Genomic DNA, 17,211 nt, shown 5'->3' on the forward strand with positions numbered 1-17,211 from the left:
GGAGAAACTGGCATTATTATTCCATCTCAAAACTAGATTGGTCTAGCCATTTTAGGCCCTCATACTCCTTTAGATCCTCCACCAATTGAAAAAGCGCTGCATCCTTCTGCTTAGCTTCAATCATACAGTGAATCTCCGGTACCGTTCCTTTTATTTCTTTTAAGAAGTCCATAAACATGTCGGGGTTTACCATATCCGCATGCGCGCGAAATTCCTTTTCAGAGCGCGGACTAGAAATATGCATTTTGACGGGTAACGGGGAATGCGCCCACGTGCTGATGATTCGTTCCCAGTCCGATACCCAATCCAACTCTTCATAATTTGCTAAGTGGTGATGATAATCAAACACCATTGGAATGCCTAATTTTTCACAGAGATATAATGTTTCCTTTACGGTGAAGGTCGTATCATCATTTTCAAGCATAATCATTCTTTGGATAGCCGGCTTAATGTATGCCCAGTTATGGATAAACTGTTCAAGCGCTTTTTCCTTATCATCATAACCGCCGCCGACATGCAGAACACACCGATGTTCGGTATCAATGTTCATTCCTTTTAGCATAGCATGATGCATCACAAGTGTCTTAAGCGAATTTTTCAAGATTTCTTTATCCGGTGTATTTAGGACAACAAAATGGTCTGGGTGGAAATCCATTCTTATCGATTTTTCTTTGCTATAACTCCCCAGTTCACGGAGAGGCTCTCTTAAAGGTTCCATATAGTCCCAATCAAGTAACTCTTCATGATTAGCAAGGGGAATCAGTCGTGAGCTTAATCGGAAAAAGTGAATATCGTTCGCCGCATTATGTTTTAATAACCGCAGGCAGTTTTCTATGTTCGATATCGCAATTCTTTCTAGTTTCCGTAGGGCAGCTTCGCGGTCTTTAATCCGACTGAATTGCGCAAAGGTCATCGTTTGAGAGGGGGAAGCGTTGGCTACCTCCACGCTCATGGCTACATATCCAAGACGAACAATCGTCATACCATCACTCCATCATTAGGGTTTTTATTATCATTCCCGTTTTGGATAAGAAATGCGTAAGAGCCTTGATTAGCCCCTACAGGCAAATGTTCTTCTCGGAAAAAGCAGTCTACGGTTTTGCCGCTTACTTTGAAATTATCTTTAAAAGACTACATCGACGTTATCAGATTTTTTATTGAAAAAGTAGATGTGAGCCCGTCTACATTGACGTTATTGGACTATTTATTAAAAAAAGTAGATGTAGAACCTGTCTACTTTGACGTTATCAGATTTTTTATCAAAAAAAGTAAATGTAGAACCTATCTACTTTGACGTTATTGGACAATTTATTAAAAAAAGTTGATGTAGAACCTGTCTACTTTGACGTTATCAGATTTTTTATTAAAAAAAGTAAATGTAGAACCTATCTACTTTGACGTTATTGGACTTTTTATTAAAAAAAGTTGATGTAGAACCCGTCTACTTTGACGTTATTGGACTTTTTATCGAAAAAAGTAGATGTAGAGCCCGTCTACAGCTCATTGACTTTACTCGCAGTAGGTTTAGGCGCTGGAGCTGGACATTTCTTGAAGTCGAATTTACCAATTTATTTATGCAAAAGAAAAAAGCATGAACATAAAGTCCATGCTTTCTTAGTGTCTATGAATTAACGTTCTTGAAACGATCTTGGTTTAGATGACTTGCCGCCAGTTCTTTTTTCACCGCTTCTTGGTTTTACCGGTGCTTTTTTTCTGTTACGATCGCCACCACCATAAGATCCACGAGAATCATCTCTTCTTCTACGGTCACGGTCATTGTAAGACTTTCTTTCGCGCTTCATCGGAAGCTGTTCTTCAGTTAGCTTAACTGGTGTTGTATCAGGTTCTTTTGTAAGCATCTTAAGGACAGCAGCGATTACTGTTTCTGCGTCATTTTCTTCAAGCAACTCTTGTGCTGCTGCTTTATAGTAATGAAGGTTATTTGATTCAATCGTCTGAACGATTTTCTCAACAACCGCTTTTTGTTGACCTTCTAAAGCCTCATCAAGCGTAGGAGCCTTCATTTTATCCATCTTACGTTTCGTTGTTTTTTCAACTACTGCAAGATAAGATTTTTCACGTGGTGTGATGAACGTCATCGCCATACCTGTTTTACCAGCACGTCCTGTACGTCCGATACGGTGAACATAGCTTTCTGGATCCTGCGGGATATCAAAATTGTATACATGAGTTACACCAGAGATATCAAGACCCCTTGCAGCTACGTCTGTTGCTACAAGAACATCAATCGAACCTTCTTTAAACTTACGAAGAACGGAAAGACGTTTTGCCTGGCTTAAGTCACCGTGGATTCCTTCTGCTGTGTATCCTCTTAATGTTAACGCTTCTGATAGCTCATCCACACGACGCTTCGTACGTCCGAAAACAATCGCTAATTCTGGTGATTGAATATCAAGAAGTCTTGTTAACACATCGAATTTATTTCTTTCTTGAACTTCAAGATAGTATTGCTCAATGGAAGGAACAGTCATTTCTTTCATTTTCACACGCACGATTTGTGGGTTCTTCATGAACTTTTCTGCCATTCTTTGGATTGGTCCTGGCATAGTTGCAGAGAAAAGTAATGTTTGACGCTCTTCTGGAGTCGCTGCAAGAATGGATTCAATATCTTCAATGAATCCCATGTTCAGCATTTCATCTGCTTCATCAAGGATCACTGTATTTACAGTATCTAGACGCATTGTTTTTCTATTAATATGGTCTAACACACGTCCTGGTGTACCAACAATGATATGTGGAGCTTTCTTAAGTGAACGGATTTGGCGGCTGATATCCTGACCTCCGTAAATAGGTAGGACACGCACTCTTTTACCCGCTCCGATTTTATAAAGCTCTTCCGAAACTTGGATCGCTAACTCACGAGTTGGAGCAATAATAATCCCTTGGATAGCATCTAACTTTGTATCAATTTTTTCCACCAATGGAATTCCAAATGCAGCGGTTTTACCTGTTCCTGTTTGAGCCTGGCCGATCAAGTCCTTGTTTTCTAAGCTCAATGGAATTGTTTCTGACTGGATTGGTGTTGCTTCCTCAAAACCCATTTTGAGGACGGCTTTTAAAGTGGCCTGACTTAGACCTAAATCTTCAAACTTTGTCAATGTTTTCAATCTCCTTCATCTATTTGAAAATATTATTAGTACTGAATATTTTCGTCCGATACGCATCAAAATGCCGCTAGTAAGTAATTACCTATTTATTTTACCAAAAAAAAGACATTCTCCAAAGGAGTATGCCCTTTTTGCTCGTTCTTTAGACACGTTGATGATTATCATACCACTCTTACTAGTATTTTGCAATAAAGACGAGTTGCTTACTATTTCCAGCTAGTCTTACCGCTCCATCAAAAAGTCTAACACTTGATTAAACAGGACATCACGTTCTTCACAATGGCAAATATGATGTTTTGATTGCTTAATATAAGTAAGCTTCTTTTGTTTTGCGCCAATGGTTTGAAATAAATATTCAGCACTTTTGAGCGGCACAATCCCGTCACACTCCCCTTGTGCTATTAGTGTGGGGACTTTCACTTTCGTTAGAAGGGGTTTAATAAAAGTAACAAGCTTACGAAATTGCAGTGTCGCCGCTAAAGGTGTTTCTGTTATTTTTCTTTTATAGCGGTGAAATAATTCATTCTCTTTTAAGTTTCCTTTGATCGCATCAAGGAAGGTCTGCTTTATATCAGTCGCCAGCTGCCTAGGATTAATATAATAGGCAGCTGCGCTTAATAAAATTAATTTATCTACAGGGTAATTGGCAGCAAGATAACTGGCGATCATACCACCCATTGAAAAACCGACCACATATACTTCGTCACAATTGTCGATCAGCTGCTTTAGCTCTGTCTCCGCATGATTAATCCACTCTTGAAAATGAATTCCTTTTAATGAATTAGCCTCACCATGACCGGGCAGCGTCGGAACGCGAAAGACCCAATCAGTACGTTGCTGTAAAAAGTCAACGAGTGGTTCCACCTCATACGGCGCACCTGTAAAGCCGTGGATACATAAACAGCCAATCATCTTGTTTCACCTGCCAATCGTCCAGTTTCCTGTAGCTTAATTTTGTAGTGCTGCCACAATTTCTTCCATTTTCATTCCACGCGATGCCTTTACAAGGACTAATGTCTGTTCATTTACATGCTTTTTTAGTTCCTCGATGAGTTCCGCTTTATCACGGAAAGCAAAGACACGATCCTCTCCCAGGACTTTCCTAGCACCTATGGCTATGTGTTCACTGAGCGTACCATAGGTAAAGAGATAGTCCGTTTTTTCCGCATCCAAGCCTTCACCGATTTGCATGTGATATTGCTCTTCTTTTGGCCCAAGCTCAAGCATGTCACCAAGCACAAGGATTTTCCTGTTGTATCCCTGAAGGTTAGACACTAATTCAATGGCAGCCATCATAGAGGTAGGACTCGCATTATAAGCATCATTAATGATTTTTTCGCCGCGTTTGCCTTCTACTAATTCCATTCGCATATTTGTCAGTTTAATTCCTGTTAGGCCTGCTTTCATTTTTTCAAACGGAATATTAAAATAACGAGCGATGTGCATTGCAGCTAATGCATTTAAAATATTATGCGTACCTAACACCGGAAGCTCGAATGTTTCTGATGAAGCATTGATTTTAAATTGGTTCCCTTGGTCCATTTGGATGATTTCTGTTGGATAAAAATCATTCGTTTCCGTTCGGCCAAAGGTCTTCACTTGAACATTGCCTTGATATTGTTTAATCCGCTCCATCAAGAGCGGCTCATCCCCATGGAGGACAGCCAGCCCACCATCTTGAAGGCCTTGGAGGATTTCAAATTTCGCTTCTGCAATCCCTTCGCGGGAGCCTAAATCAAGAAGATGGGACTCACCGATATTGGTAATCACCACCGCATCAGGACGTGCAAGCTTTGTGAGGAATTCGATTTCTCCTCTTCCGCTCATCCCCATCTCAAGGACAGCCACTTCAGTATCCTCATGTAAGCCTAAAACCGTTAACGGAAGTCCTATATGATTATTATAATTTCCTTCTGTTTTTTGAACTTTATATTGAGTCGATAAAAGGCTTGTCGTCATATCCTTAGTCGTCGTTTTTCCGTTGCTGCCCGTAATACCGACTACTTTAACACGTAACTGATTCCGATAATTACGTGCTAATTCTTGAAGTGCTGTCAGACAGTCCTCTACGATTAAAATAGGCAGGTTTTCTGGGGGATTAGGCACATCCTTTTGCCAAAGAGCAGCAGCTGCTCCTTTTTCAATTGATTCCACTACATATTGATGACCGTCCACACGTTCCCCTTTAAATGGGACAAATAGACTTCCTGCTTCTATTTTTCGAGAATCAATGGTCACTCCGTTGATCACTACATCTGAGTATGCACGGCTATCATTGATAGCTGACACCATTTCAGACACTTGTTCTAATGTCCGCTTGATCATTCGGTACCCTCCTTTTGAATTATTAAATAGAAACGGACACGGCACATCAGCCGTGTCTCCGTGTCTTTCTTAGCATTAGAATGTATATTTAATGTTTTGTTTTTCTGTATGTCTTTCGATGGCCAACTGGACGAGCCGCTCAATTAATTGTGGATACTCAAGTCCTGTATGCTTCCATAATAGCGGGAACATGCTAAACGGCGTAAAGCCCGGCATCGTATTGACTTCATTTATTAATAATTTACCCTCTTTTGTTAAAAAGAAATCAGCACGTACAAGTCCAGAGCAATCTAGTGCTTTAAATGCTTGAATCGCCATTTCTTTTAACCCCTTGTACTCTTCCTCTGTAATATCAGCAGGGATAATTAGCGCCGTATCCCCATCTTCGTATTTGGCTTTATAATCATAAAAGTCCTTTTTCGGAACAATTTCACCAGCTACAGAGCATTCTGGTGCATCGTTTCCTAATACAGCAATCTCAATTTCACGGGCAACCACACCCTCTTCAATAATGACTTTTCGGTCAAATTGAAAAGCTTCGGCAAAAGCTGCCGCTAATTCTGTCCGATTCGTACATTTACTAATCCCTACACTTGAGCCAAGATTTGCCGGCTTCACAAAACAAGGGTAGCCTAGTTCTGCTTCTACTTTGCTGTATGCTTCGTCTGCTCCTTTTTCCCATTCGCTCTTAATAAAAGCAACATAGTTTACTTGAGCAAGGCCAGCCTGTGCAAACACATTTTTCATCATGACTTTATCCATTCCAGCAGCAGAGGCGAGTACGCCATTTCCTACATACGGAAGGTTTAATAATTCTAATAATCCCTGTACAGTTCCATCTTCACCATTCGGTCCGTGGAGCAATGGGAAAATGACATCAAGTGGAGCAGCTTTTTCTTGTTCCGCTTGGAACAGTGATGGCGCAAGTGCTAGAGGCGATAATTGGTTTCCTTGTGAAAACGCAAGTGCTTGAACGGTCTCTACCGGCTCGCTCAGTTGTGGCCCTTTAATCCATTGACCCTCGACATTTATGTAAATTGGATGAATTTCAAATTTTTCAAGATCTAATGCTTTAATAACAGCAAGTGCTGTCTGTAAAGAAACTTGATGCTCGGCGGATTTCCCCCCGTATAATAAACCTAGTTTTGTTTTCATACCAAAACCTCCATATTATCTTTCACGGTTTTATTTTAACACTTTATCATTTAAGAAAGTAATTGTAGCACTTTTATTTTAAAATGTTTTTTCCTATTGATTATTGTATGTTTCCAATAGCTTGATTAAATACAAACGATTGGGAATTTGCCCTTTTTATTCGCAGGAAATTCAAGTAATACCCGGTTAAAAGACAGAGGCTGTCTCATAAGGAGTCAGCCTCTCTACATTACATTTAATTTCCACTCTTTTGTTTTTTTATCAAAGATCAGTTTCGCATGGTATGATTTATTAGAGATATTTTCATATTCCTCATACATGTCATCCATATTGGCAAAATCGCCTATTACCCAGATCGGAATCTCCAAGCGCCCGCGTTGATGGTCTGCATCTCTTAAAGAGATACATATCCCCTCTTTAATAAATGGAGTCAATGAGAGTAAAATCTCTTTATTGACCGCTGGATACACGCGTTTTTTCCGAATGCCCAGAATGGATTTTTCAAGCTTCAATTCGCCGACCTTGTCAGCAATGACTTCGCTTAGCAGATGGAAGAAATCCTTAAAGCTTCGGTAATATATTTTGTTAAACCAGCCATCATCGTGAGCTAAGTAAACAAATCGATTCCCCAGCTTATTATAGAAAGGCAGTTTCAGATGTTGCTTTTGGTGGCCTAAATATAATAATTCAGCCAACTCCTGCCCTGATAGTTCATTTAAGACCTCTTCTTCAATAAAATCAATCCAACAAAAGTCCCCGTAACTGTAGACATCTTCACCAGCTAATTTATTTATTCTATCTTCCGGACAATATTCGAGTAGTGTATGCATATTGAAATCAGCATCATCAAAACGGTGCTTTAACAAAAGCAGATGATTTAATGAGCCTGAAAAAGCAGCAGCAAATTCATCGAATTCAATACCGTAGGACATAACATACTGGTCTGTTTGGTTTAAATGGACATAGATAAGATCCCGTATGTCTTGATGATGCTTCTTCAAAGCCAAACTCCTCCGTTCAAACACATGTAATTTATGTCAAAAAAGAATTGCTAAAACCTTTTGTTCATACTTACTTATTTTATCAAAAAGTAGGTCAAATAGCTTATTTCAATTCTTTTACAAATAATATTTTTGAATAACACCTTTGTTGCTTATTTATCTATTTTCTTAAAGTAATTACACATACTATTTTAAAGTCCTATTCCCTATTATTTCTGTTTCTCCTCTATTTCATAGATTTTTTTTACAACAACATGCACCTTAAGGAAAGGAGTGTGGATTCCTTGATTAAAGATATGACACAAGATGAAATAAATCTTTATATCATTAAAACATTAAAGGAGAATAAAAAGGCAGAGTTTGAATCAATTGTTGATGAGCTTCAGCCCTATGATCTCGCTAAAATATATGAGGAACTCCCCGAGAAACATCGGGCGAGATTTCTTCTATTTTTACAATTTGACCTATTGGCTGATTTGATGGAGGAGCTTCCGAAATTAGAGCAGCTCGAACTATTAAATCTGCTCGGAATCGAAAAATCGAGTAAAGTTCTCGACTTGATGGATAATGATGATTTGGCCATATTACTAAATGAACTTTCTCCAGAAAAAAAGGATTCTCTTTTATCCGGAATGAAGCAAGAAGAGTCCAGTGCGGTTAAAGGCATTATGAATTACCCACCTGAAACTGCCGGAAGAATTATGACAAACCGTTTTGTATGGATTCGTGATTATTTCACCGTTAAAGAGGCCGTTGAAAAGTTTAAGACTTTTGCGGAATTCGCAGAGTCAATCAACTATATTTACGTAATTGATGAGGCACGTAATCTCGTAGGCGTTGTTTCGTATCGGGATCTACTTCTAGCTGAACCTGAGGAAAAAATCCGTACCATTATGTATGAACGAGTCATTTCTGTCACCGTAACAACCGACCAAGAGGTAGTAGCCCGTACAGCGGAACGATACGATTTCTTAGCCGTGCCCGTTGTGGACGACAACAATGTCCTGGTAGGAATAGTGACGGTCGATGACATTATTGACGTGGTCATCAAAGAAGCGAATGAAGACATTGAAAAATTATCAGCAACAGGGAAATCGATTGATTTTGAAACTAAAATGTTCGTGGCGGCCGCGCGGCGGTTACCATGGTTAATTTTGCTCTTGTTCATTGGGCTTATTTCAGGAAGAATTATCAGCAGCTTTGAGGATACCTTGCAGAAGGTGGTGGCTCTTGCCTTTTTTATGCCCATGATTGCAGGTATGACTGGGAATACAGGTACGCAGTCCCTTGCGGTCGTCGTAAGGGGGCTCATTTCACATGATATTGACCGAGGGGTAATTATCCGCTTGATCACCAGGGAGTTAGGCGTAGGCCTCACCATTGGAATTACCTGTGCCCTCCTCATCTTCATCATCGCTTACATTTGGCAGGGCAATCTCATCCTAGGGGCCGTCGTCGGCTGTTCCCTATTTTTCACCCTTATAATCGGCACGCTTGCAGGGACTATTATTCCCCTTATTCTATATCGATTAAAGATTGACCCTGCGGTGGCCTCAGGGCCGCTTATTACCACTTTAAATGACATTTTTTCCTTGCTTATCTACTTTGGTATTGCAACCATGTTTCTGCAGCACCTTCGTTAATTGTCCAAAAACATTTCTAGTTGGCTCTTGAAAAATAGAAACATTTTTTCTTAGCAAACGTCATTTATTATAAGATATGTAATATTTTCCCTATTTTCACAGAGGGATAACTGTTACCATGCTAGCATAAAGTTATATTATTAGAAAAAATTAGGTGTTTTTATGGACAAATATAAGAAGAAAAGAGACCGTTTCGATTGGACATTAACATTGTTGCTTTTACTCTTTTTCCTTGTTAGCTGTGCAGCCATTTATAGCGCTCAGGCTTCAGGGCAATATGGGGAGAAAGATTTCTTAGTTATGCAAATCTTTTGGTACGGGGTCGGAGCCGCCATCATTTCGGTTTCCATCTTTATTGATGCTGATCAGTACAAGCGGCTTTCCTGGTATTTATATGGCTTTGGTCTTTTCTTACTAATCGCCGTATACCTTGCCCCGGAATCTATTTCCCCTATTAGAAATGGAGCAAAAAGCTGGTTCGTACTTAAAGGAGTAGGCTCCATCCAGCCTTCAGAGTTTGTGAAAATTTTCTTAATTTTAGCCTTAAGCAGGCTCACTACCAGCCATCAGGAAAAGCATCTAGAAAAAACCTTTACCAGCGACTTTCTTTTACTACTCAAACTGTTTGCAACCACTTCCATCCCGTTAGGCTTGATTATGCTCCAGCCTGACCTGGGAACAGGGCTCGTAATTCTGTCCATTTTAACCGGGTTTATCCTTGTTTCCGGCATACATGGAAGATTATCCTTCCTATTTATAGTACAGGAATCTCCATTGGCGCCTTGATTTTCTACCTTGTTTTACAAAAACCTGAATTACTTGAAAAATACCTCCATGTGAAGACCTATCAATTCAATCGAATCTATACATGGCTGGATCCAACCAGCCATTCGTCAGGGGCAAGCTATCATTTATTAAAATCGTTAAGTGCCATCGGCTCAGGGTTAGTTACGGGGAAAGGTTTCAACAACCGTGAGGTATATATCTCCCTGAAGCACATACTGACTTTATTTTCAGCGTCATCGGAGAGGAATATGGCTTCGTGGGTGGAAGCATCGTCATCGGTCTTTTCTTTTTATTAATTTATCATTTAATTCGTACCTCCCTTGAAACCAATGACCCATTTAATACGTATGTATGTACAGGAATTATAAGCGTGATTACCTTCCATGTGTTCCAAAATATCGGGATGACCATTCAGGTCCTGCCGATAACCGGTATTCCTCTACCGTTTATTAGTTATGGGGGCAGCTCGCTTATGGGTAATATGTTTGCCATGGGGCTGGTTTACAGCATCCGTTATCATCATAAAACCTACTTGTTTTCATCAAGCACGTCTTTAAGTAGTTAGTCTTATTTATTTCTTATTCAGACAATCTACGATAAAATAAACGAAGACAATAATCTTTTTACATAAGTGAAGGTGAATTATGGCTGATTTTATTAATAGTGTTTTAGCGTTTTTATCACAGTTAGGCTATCTTGGAATTGCCCTCGGATTAATGATTGAAGTGATTCCGAGTGAAATCGTGTTGGGATACGGCGGATATATGATTTCACAAGGTCATCTCAACTTTTTCGGCGCCGTCATTGCCGGTACCATAGGGGGAACGATTGCTCAATTATTTTTATATTGGGCAGGTTATTACGGCGGCCGCCCATTCTTAGAAAAATACGGAAAATACGTACTAATCAAGAAGAGTCATATTGATGTGGCTGAACATTGGTTTCAAAAATATGGGGCTGGCGTCATTTTCTCTGCACGTTTCATTCCAGTCGTGAGACATGCCATTTCGATTCCTGCGGGTATCGCGAAAATGTCTGCAACTAAATTTACCCTTTACACAGTGGCAGCCGTATTACCTTGGACAATCCTCTTCCTCTACTTAGGAAAGGTGCTCGGAAGCAACTGGTCACATATCAAAGAATACGCGCAACCATATGTCATGCCAATCATCATCGCAGCAGTCGTACTAGGCGCCATTTACTTCTTAGTCAAAAAAACAAAGAAAACCACCGATTAACGGAATCGGTGGTTTCTTTGTTTGCGTTATGACTGTTGTTTTGAAAATTTCTTTTGTGCCCACGCATCCAGCTTTTTCACATGCTTTTTCCCAATCGTAAAACCATATACAATCAGTAACACAATAATCAACGTGAAAATATCAACTTTTTTCGTCGCAATAAAGTTTACAATCCCCATTAAAACCTGTGGAATCACACCTGTTAAAGCAAAAAGCACAGTGGCTACCTTAAACCAAAAGCTTGACTTCAACCCATATCTTGCATAAAGCAAGAAAAAGGTAGACGACCACGCCAGCACTTCAAGAACAACCAAGATCATCCACTTGTTCTCCACCAAAAAATCCAAAGTCCCTCTCACCTTCTTTTACTTTTTAAAATGGAATGGCAAGGTTGCTACAATTACTCTCTTTTTAAAAATAAGGTAGGTCCGGATCAATAAGCTGGATTGATTATGCAAAATGTTATGCCAGCTTTTCTTCGTAATGAACTGTGGAATCAATACCGTCACCCGGTAATTGTTTTCACTCGCTTTATGCTCCACGGTATCAATAAACTTCGATAAAGGCTGCAACACACTGCGGTAATGTGATTGCAGTGTAACCAACCGTACGTCCGGCTGCCATTGCTGCCATTTTTCCTCGAACCGTTTTTCATCTTCACGATCAAAGGAAACATAAACTGCAAAGATTTGATCCGTAATTGACTTAGCGTAGTTGATTGAGTTCGCAACCACCTTGGTAATTCCTGCAACCGGAACAATAATGACATTACCTGAAATATCGAATTCACACTCTCCCGGTTTAAGCCTTAATTGTTCCCCTACAGATTCATAATGTTTATAAATTCTCAGGAATCCTATAACAATTAACGGTAAAAAGATAATAACAAACCATACTTGACTGAACTTAGTGACAAAGAAAATGATTAATACGGTTAGTGTAATCAAAGCTCCGATTAAATTTGCCGTCAATTTGGCGATCCAGCCGGCTGGTTTTTCCCTGAGCCATTTTAAAATCATCCCTGTTTGCGACAATGTAAACGGAATAAATACCCCTACCGCATAAAGCGGAATCAGTGCCTCTGTTTTTCCTTGGAAAGCAACAATGAGTATAATCGATGCAATTCCTAAGGAAACAATCCCGTTCGAATAGCCCAGACGGTCTCCCCGAATCGTAAACATTCTTGGCATGTACTTATCCTTTGCCATGCTAAAAGCTAACAAAGGAAACGCGGAGTAGCCGGTATTAGCTGCAAGCACTAAAATCAGAGCTGTCGTTCCTTGGATAAAATAATAAAGATAATTACGTCCGAACGTTTCTGCCGCAATTTGTGAAACCACCGTTTCATCATGCTTTGGAGAAATTCCATAGTAATACGCTAAAAATGTGATTCCAGAGAATAGAATCGCTAAAAGTGAGCCCATCAGGATGAGCGTTTTGGCAGCATTCTTTGGTGCAGGATCTTTAAAGTTTGGAATCGCATTGGAGATTGCTTCTACCCCTGTTAAGGCAGAGCATCCGGATGCAAAGGCACGAAGCAGCAAGAACAAAGTTATCCCTTGTACTGGAGCTCCTATTGCCGCATGCTCAGCAGTAGCTGAAACATCACCCGTTATAATTTTATATAATCCCACGCCGATTAATATAAACAGAGCAATAACGAATAAATAGACAGGATACGCTAAAATTGATGCAGACTCTGTTAACCCCCGTAAGTTCAGGATCGTAATGAAAATGACTAAAATACAAGCTATGAGTACCGTATGGGTATGCAGGGCAGGAATCGCGGAAGTTATGGCGTCTGTACCTGCGGAAACACTTACCGCCACAGTTAGTATGTAATCAACTAATAATGAACCCCCGGCAATTAATCCCGCTTTCTCCCCAATATTTTCTTTTGAAACCAGATAGGCTCCGCCGCCTTGCGGGTAAGAATAAATAATTTGGCGATACGATAATATGAGCGCTGCTAAAAGAAACAATACCCCAATTGCGATGGGAAGAGAGTACCAGTAGGCAATCACACTTATGGTAGCTAATACAATTAATATCTGTTCAGTCCCATATGCCACAGAGGAAAGGGCATCTGAGGACAAAATCGCTAAAGCCTTAAAAACATTTAATTTTTGTTCACCTAATGCCGTTGATTTTAACGGCCGGCCAATTAACAATCTCTTAAAAGAAGAGAGCATGTGAGTCACCCACCACATTCAAAGTTAGAATTACCGATTGATTTTATCACAAGATATCTGAGAAGATGAAGTGTTTTCTTTATGACATGATGCTTTTTCTAGTTTAGAGTACCCGCATTTCACGCCCTTCACTCGTTTTGATCCGTTTTGCCATAATAAAAAGCATGAAGATTCCGCTCTTCATGCTTAGCTTTACATTTATTTGGCGTTTTACTGTGGTACGGTGAAGCCCTCAAGCTCTAGAAGCATTTTTTTTATGGGGGTATTCGTACCTGCATACCCTCCCAGGCTTCCGCTTTTTCCAATTACACGATGACAAGGGATAATGATGGGTATCTGGTTGGAGCGATTAGCTTGTCCCACTGCTCTAACCGCTTTAGGATTACCAATCATTTCTGCTATGTCCGCATAGCTCTTCACTTCACCGTAAGGAATAGATTGCAGAGCCTTCCATACTTGCATTCGAAATTCCGTTCCCTCAATGGATAGTGGCAGGTCAAAATCCTTCCTTTTTCCGTTGAAGTATTCGTCCAACTGACGAATCGCTTCCCCACACAGTATCTGGTCTTCTTGGAGATCAGGATGGTCGTTCAAAAAATTTTCCCAATCCTCCTCAAATAGTTCGACTCGCTTAATTCCCACCGTATCTGCAATCACTCGTATGGTTCCAATAGGAGACTGATACGCAGCATAACCTAACTCCATAGTGCTCACTGCCTCTCTTCTTTTCGTTACTCTTATTATATAAAGAAAGCTCGCCAATTGGCGAGCCCCCTAATTATTCCTTATTTACTTTACCTCTACAGCTTTGATCAGACGTTTCATTGCTTGCATCTGGCCTAAGTGAAGGGTTTCATGGAAAATAGCAAAGCTGGTCAGCTCGCCATATGTTTCTTGACCAAGGAATGGCGTTTTTAGCTTGGCATTAAAGCTTTCTACTGGAATCTCCTTGATTCTAACTAGTTGTTCTTTTAACTGGCCAAGCAACACCTGCACGGACGGAACTTCTCCCTGCCAATCAGCCGGTTTTGTTCCATTTCCAAATAGCTCAACGTAGTTAGCTGGTAAAAGGGTTGATTTCTTCGGGAAACCAAACATAAATTGCTCTGCCACTGTTAACACATGGCCAACATGCCAGTGAAGGGTATTGTTAAAGCCTTCTGGCTGCACATCAACTAAACTCTCCTCTAGCGATTCCACCGTTTTTATATAATACCCTCTTGTTACTTCATAGCTCTTAAATAGTAATTCACTCATTCTAATGCCCTCCCTTTTTTACATAATTCTATTTTATAACAGGATGGAAAATCTTCTTACTAAAAAGCTCTACATTTCCTCAGGTGCTTCTATTCCTAATAAACGGAGTCCTTCTTTTATTACGATGGTTACGGCCAAGACAAGCGCCAAGCGAGATGGTTTTGCTTCACTTTCTTCTAAGATTTTTACCTCGGCATAGTACTTATTGAAAGCCTGGGCAAGGTCGACAATATATTTCGCCACCTGCGATGGATCAAAGTTTTCACAGGCTCGTTTAATTGCCGGTGCAAACTCCATTAACAGGCTTGTCACCTTCCATTCGTTCTCCCAAGAATAATCATATTCAATAGAATCAAATTTAGAATACCCGTATCCTTTTCTTAAAATAGAACATGCCCGAGCATAGGTGTATTGCAAGTATGGTCCGGTTTCGCCTTCAAAACGAAGCATTTCCTCTAATGAAAACTCGATATCATTCATACGGTTATTTTTTAAATCGTGGAAAATGACCGCACCTACCCCCACTTGTTTGGCTACTACCTCTTTGTTTTCGAGGTTAGGATTTTTCTCCTCAATATTATGTCTTGCCATCGCGATCGATTCATTTAATACTTCCTCTAATAAAACAACTTTGCCTTTACGGGTCGACATCTTCTTCCCGTCTTTCAACATCATGCCAAATGGTACATGAACCATTTTTTCCGCCCAAGGATAACCCATCTTCCCTAACACGGCGATTAATTGTTTAAAATGAAGGCTTTGCTCATGGCCAACTACATAAAGGGATTGAACAAAGTCATAGTTTTCCTTACGGTATAGCGCAGCCGCTAAATCCCGCGTCGCATAAAGTGTGGCCCCATCTGATTTTTTAATGAGGCATGGCGGCAGCTGCTCCTCCGTTAGTTCCACTACCTGTGCCTGGTCGGATTCCATGAGTAATTGTTTCTCCTCTAGGATGTCGACAATCCGAGCCATTTTATCATTATAAAAAGCCTCTCCCGCAAAGGAGTCAAACTCGACGTTCATTAACTCATATATTCTTGAAAATTCCTTCAGGGATTCGTCCCGGAACCATTGCCAAAGCTTGAACGCTTCTTCATCCCCATCTTCCAGGCGTTTGAACCAGCTGCGTCCCTGATCTTCCAGTTCTGGATTGTTCTCTGCTTCCTCATGAAACTTAATATACAACTGTAACAATTCTTTAATCGGATTTTGTTTAACCTTTTCAGCCTCTCCCCAAAGCTTATAGGCCGTAATTAATTTCCCAAACTGTGTGCCCCAGTCGCCAAGGTGGTTAATTTTAATCGGCTGATAGCCACATTTTTCAACAATGTGGGCTAACGCATTCCCAATGACAGTGGAGCGTAAGTGCCCCATAGAAAACGGTTTGGCGATATTTGGTGAGGACATATCAATCGTGACATTGCCGCCGCCAAAATCCTGTGAGCCGAATTGTTCTCGTTGCGCAAGGACTTCACTGATTACTTTTTTCGAAACGAGTTTTTTATTTAAAAAGAGATTGAGGTAGGCTCCTACCACTTCTACTTTCTCAAATGTGGCTGAGTGGATTTTCTCACTTAATTCTAGTGCAATGAGGTTTGGCGATTTACGTTTTCGCTTAGCTAGTGTGAAGCATGGAAAAGCTAAATCTCCATGTGATGCATTTTTAGGCTTTTCGATCATGAGTTCCAATTCATTTTCGGGCATTTCCTTCTCAAGCAGTTCATAAAGAATCGCTGCAAGCTCTTTTTTAAAATTCATTCTGAAGACCTCCCTAATTATCTTTAGAAAATAGAAAAACTCTCGTCTCTTAAAAAAGAGACGAGAGTTTTTTAAATCCCGCGGTACCACTCTAATTGTTCTTATCGAACCGGCTTTTCCTTTTGTAACGGAGGAGTCTCCGGTGCACCCTACTCTGTTCAGGTCCACATCTCAAAAGTGCGCTTCGTTATCTATTCCGTATCAGGCTCCCACCACCCCCGACTCGCTGCGACATCCTAGGTATACTACTCTCTTTTTCATTGATTTTTCCGACTTTATTATCAGTTATTATACTGGAAGGAAAAGGATTTATCCACTGAATATTGATTATTTTTTCTAATAAGGAAATTCTAAGTCTAAAGGAGGGATTCACTTGGCGAGAAGAAGAAATAAAATCCTCGTTCCTGAGGCAAGGAGCGGGTTAGATGCCCTTAAGGCAAAGGTGGTTCAATCACAAAACCCGGATGAGGCGAAGTTTGAAGCTGCCGAAGAGGTAGGAGTGCCATTACAACGAGGCTACAACGGGAAACTTACTTCAGAACAGGCAGGAAAAGTAGGCGGAAGGCTTGGCGGAAGCATGGTTCGCGAGCTTGTCAAAATGGCACAGGAAAACCTAACCAAAAAACAGTAATTGTGTCAAAGGGGGTCAGACCCCATTTTTTGGTCTGACCTCCTTATTTTTGAAAAAAAGTTTGACAATTTTGTGACAATTGATAGAATATTCT

14 protein-coding genes, 1 pseudogene and 1 other annotated feature are annotated in these 17,211 nt (G+C 40.3%); of the genes and pseudogenes, 4 read left to right on the top strand and 11 right to left on the bottom strand.

Annotated elements, in window-relative coordinates:
• Positions 1-16: 16 nt before the first annotated feature.
• The 6 genes from uvsE to QE429_RS00145 form a co-directional block, all read right to left on the bottom strand.
• Positions 17-982 (bottom strand): UV DNA damage repair endonuclease UvsE, encoded by a 966-nt coding sequence (gene uvsE, locus QE429_RS00120; RefSeq protein WP_307282627.1) that lies wholly within the window; start codon positions 980-982, stop codon positions 17-19.
• 646 nt (positions 983-1,628) lie between these two features.
• Complete coding sequence (gene cshA, locus QE429_RS00125) at positions 1,629-3,119, bottom strand: degradosome RNA helicase CshA (protein WP_307282629.1); 1,491 nt, start codon at positions 3,117-3,119, stop codon at positions 1,629-1,631.
• 231 nt (positions 3,120-3,350) lie between these two features.
• Positions 3,351-4,040 carry an alpha/beta hydrolase gene (locus QE429_RS00130; RefSeq protein WP_307282631.1) on the bottom strand — a complete coding sequence of 230 codons (690 nt, stop codon included), beginning with the start codon at positions 4,038-4,040 and terminating at the stop codon, positions 3,351-3,353.
• Positions 4,041-4,076: 36 nt separating this feature from the next.
• Entirely contained in the window at positions 4,077-5,453 is a 1,377-nt protein-coding gene (locus tag QE429_RS00135; RefSeq protein ID WP_307282634.1) for a UDP-N-acetylmuramoyl-tripeptide--D-alanyl-D-alanine ligase, read from the bottom strand.
• A gap of 75 nt (positions 5,454-5,528) precedes the next feature.
• A complete protein-coding gene (locus tag QE429_RS00140; protein ID WP_307282636.1) occupies positions 5,529-6,608 on the bottom strand; it encodes a D-alanine--D-alanine ligase in 1,080 nt (359 codons plus the stop codon).
• A 224-nt stretch (positions 6,609-6,832) separates the two neighbouring features.
• Positions 6,833-7,609 (bottom strand): hypothetical protein, encoded by a 777-nt coding sequence (locus QE429_RS00145; protein ID WP_307282640.1) that lies wholly within the window; start codon positions 7,607-7,609, stop codon positions 6,833-6,835.
• Between the two features lie 284 nt (positions 7,610-7,893).
• Between QE429_RS00145 and mgtE the strand changes: the two genes are divergently transcribed.
• The 3 genes and pseudogenes from mgtE (at position 7,894) to uptA (ending at position 11,276) form a co-directional block, all read left to right on the top strand.
• On the top strand, positions 7,894-9,252 hold the full coding sequence (gene mgtE / locus QE429_RS00150) for a magnesium transporter (protein ID WP_307282643.1): 1,359 nt from the start codon (positions 7,894-7,896) through the stop codon (positions 9,250-9,252).
• 162 nt (positions 9,253-9,414) lie between these two features.
• A pseudogene (locus tag QE429_RS00155) lies at positions 9,415-10,603 on the top strand (FtsW/RodA/SpoVE family cell cycle protein).
• Positions 10,604-10,682: 79 nt separating this feature from the next.
• A complete protein-coding gene (gene uptA / locus QE429_RS00160) occupies positions 10,683-11,276 on the top strand; it encodes an undecaprenyl phosphate transporter UptA (protein WP_373463166.1) in 594 nt (197 codons plus the stop codon).
• A gap of 26 nt (positions 11,277-11,302) precedes the next feature.
• Here uptA and QE429_RS00165 read toward each other — a convergent pair whose 3' ends face one another.
• The 5 genes from QE429_RS00165 to argS all read right to left on the bottom strand — a co-directional run bounded on the left by QE429_RS00165 (position 11,303) and on the right by argS (position 16,486).
• A complete protein-coding gene (locus QE429_RS00165; protein WP_307282647.1) occupies positions 11,303-11,596 on the bottom strand; it encodes a hypothetical protein in 294 nt (97 codons plus the stop codon).
• Positions 11,597-11,641: 45 nt separating this feature from the next.
• Positions 11,642-13,468, bottom strand: a complete 1,827-nt coding sequence (locus tag QE429_RS00170) for an APC family permease (protein ID WP_307282650.1) — start codon at positions 13,466-13,468, stop codon at positions 11,642-11,644.
• 210 nt (positions 13,469-13,678) lie between these two features.
• The gene (locus QE429_RS00175) at positions 13,679-14,173 is read right to left on the bottom strand and encodes a methylated-DNA--[protein]-cysteine S-methyltransferase (protein ID WP_307290688.1); all 495 of its coding nucleotides are present in this window, start codon (positions 14,171-14,173) and stop codon (positions 13,679-13,681) included.
• A gap of 84 nt (positions 14,174-14,257) precedes the next feature.
• The gene (locus tag QE429_RS00180; protein ID WP_307282653.1) at positions 14,258-14,725 is read right to left on the bottom strand and encodes a DinB family protein; all 468 of its coding nucleotides are present in this window, start codon (positions 14,723-14,725) and stop codon (positions 14,258-14,260) included.
• A gap of 69 nt (positions 14,726-14,794) precedes the next feature.
• Complete coding sequence (argS, locus tag QE429_RS00185) at positions 14,795-16,486, bottom strand: arginine--tRNA ligase (RefSeq protein ID WP_307282655.1); 1,692 nt, start codon at positions 16,484-16,486, stop codon at positions 14,795-14,797.
• A 53-nt stretch (positions 16,487-16,539) separates the two neighbouring features.
• Positions 16,540-16,756: a binding site (T-box leader), on the bottom strand.
• 103 nt (positions 16,757-16,859) lie between these two features.
• Between argS and QE429_RS00190 the strand changes: the two genes are divergently transcribed.
• Positions 16,860-17,117, top strand: coding sequence for an alpha/beta-type small acid-soluble spore protein (locus tag QE429_RS00190; protein ID WP_307282658.1), 258 nt, complete (start codon positions 16,860-16,862; stop codon positions 17,115-17,117).
• The last annotated feature ends 94 nt before the right edge of the window (positions 17,118-17,211 follow it).

The sequence above is a fragment of the Bacillus sp. SORGH_AS_0510 genome (assembly GCF_030818775.1).
Taxonomy (GTDB): Bacteria; Bacillota; Bacilli; order Bacillales; family Cytobacillaceae; genus Neobacillus.

Bases quoted from the DNA above. Each gene is read 5' to 3' on its own strand.
- uvsE (WP_307282627.1), bottom strand. From the start codon at position 982: ATGACGATTGTTCGTCTTGGATATGTAGCCATGAGCGTGGAGGTAGCC.
- QE429_RS00130 (WP_307282631.1), bottom strand. From the start codon at position 4,040: ATGATTGGCTGTTTATGTATCCACGGCTTTACAGGTGCGCCGTATGAG.
- QE429_RS00135 (WP_307282634.1), bottom strand. From the start codon at position 5,453: ATGATCAAGCGGACATTAGAACAAGTGTCTGAAATGGTGTCAGCTATC.
- QE429_RS00140 (WP_307282636.1), bottom strand. From the start codon at position 6,608: ATGAAAACAAAACTAGGTTTATTATACGGGGGGAAATCCGCCGAGCAT.
- uptA (WP_373463166.1), top strand. From the start codon at position 10,683: ATGGCTGATTTTATTAATAGTGTTTTAGCGTTTTTATCACAGTTAGGC.
- QE429_RS00165 (WP_307282647.1), bottom strand. From the start codon at position 11,596: ATGATCTTGGTTGTTCTTGAAGTGCTGGCGTGGTCGTCTACCTTTTTC.
- QE429_RS00170 (WP_307282650.1), bottom strand. From the start codon at position 13,468: ATGCTCTCTTCTTTTAAGAGATTGTTAATTGGCCGGCCGTTAAAATCA.
- QE429_RS00175 (WP_307290688.1), bottom strand. From the start codon at position 14,173: ATGGAGTTAGGTTATGCTGCGTATCAGTCTCCTATTGGAACCATACGA.
- QE429_RS00180 (WP_307282653.1), bottom strand. From the start codon at position 14,725: ATGAGTGAATTACTATTTAAGAGCTATGAAGTAACAAGAGGGTATTAT.
- argS (WP_307282655.1), bottom strand. From the start codon at position 16,486: ATGAATTTTAAAAAAGAGCTTGCAGCGATTCTTTATGAACTGCTTGAG.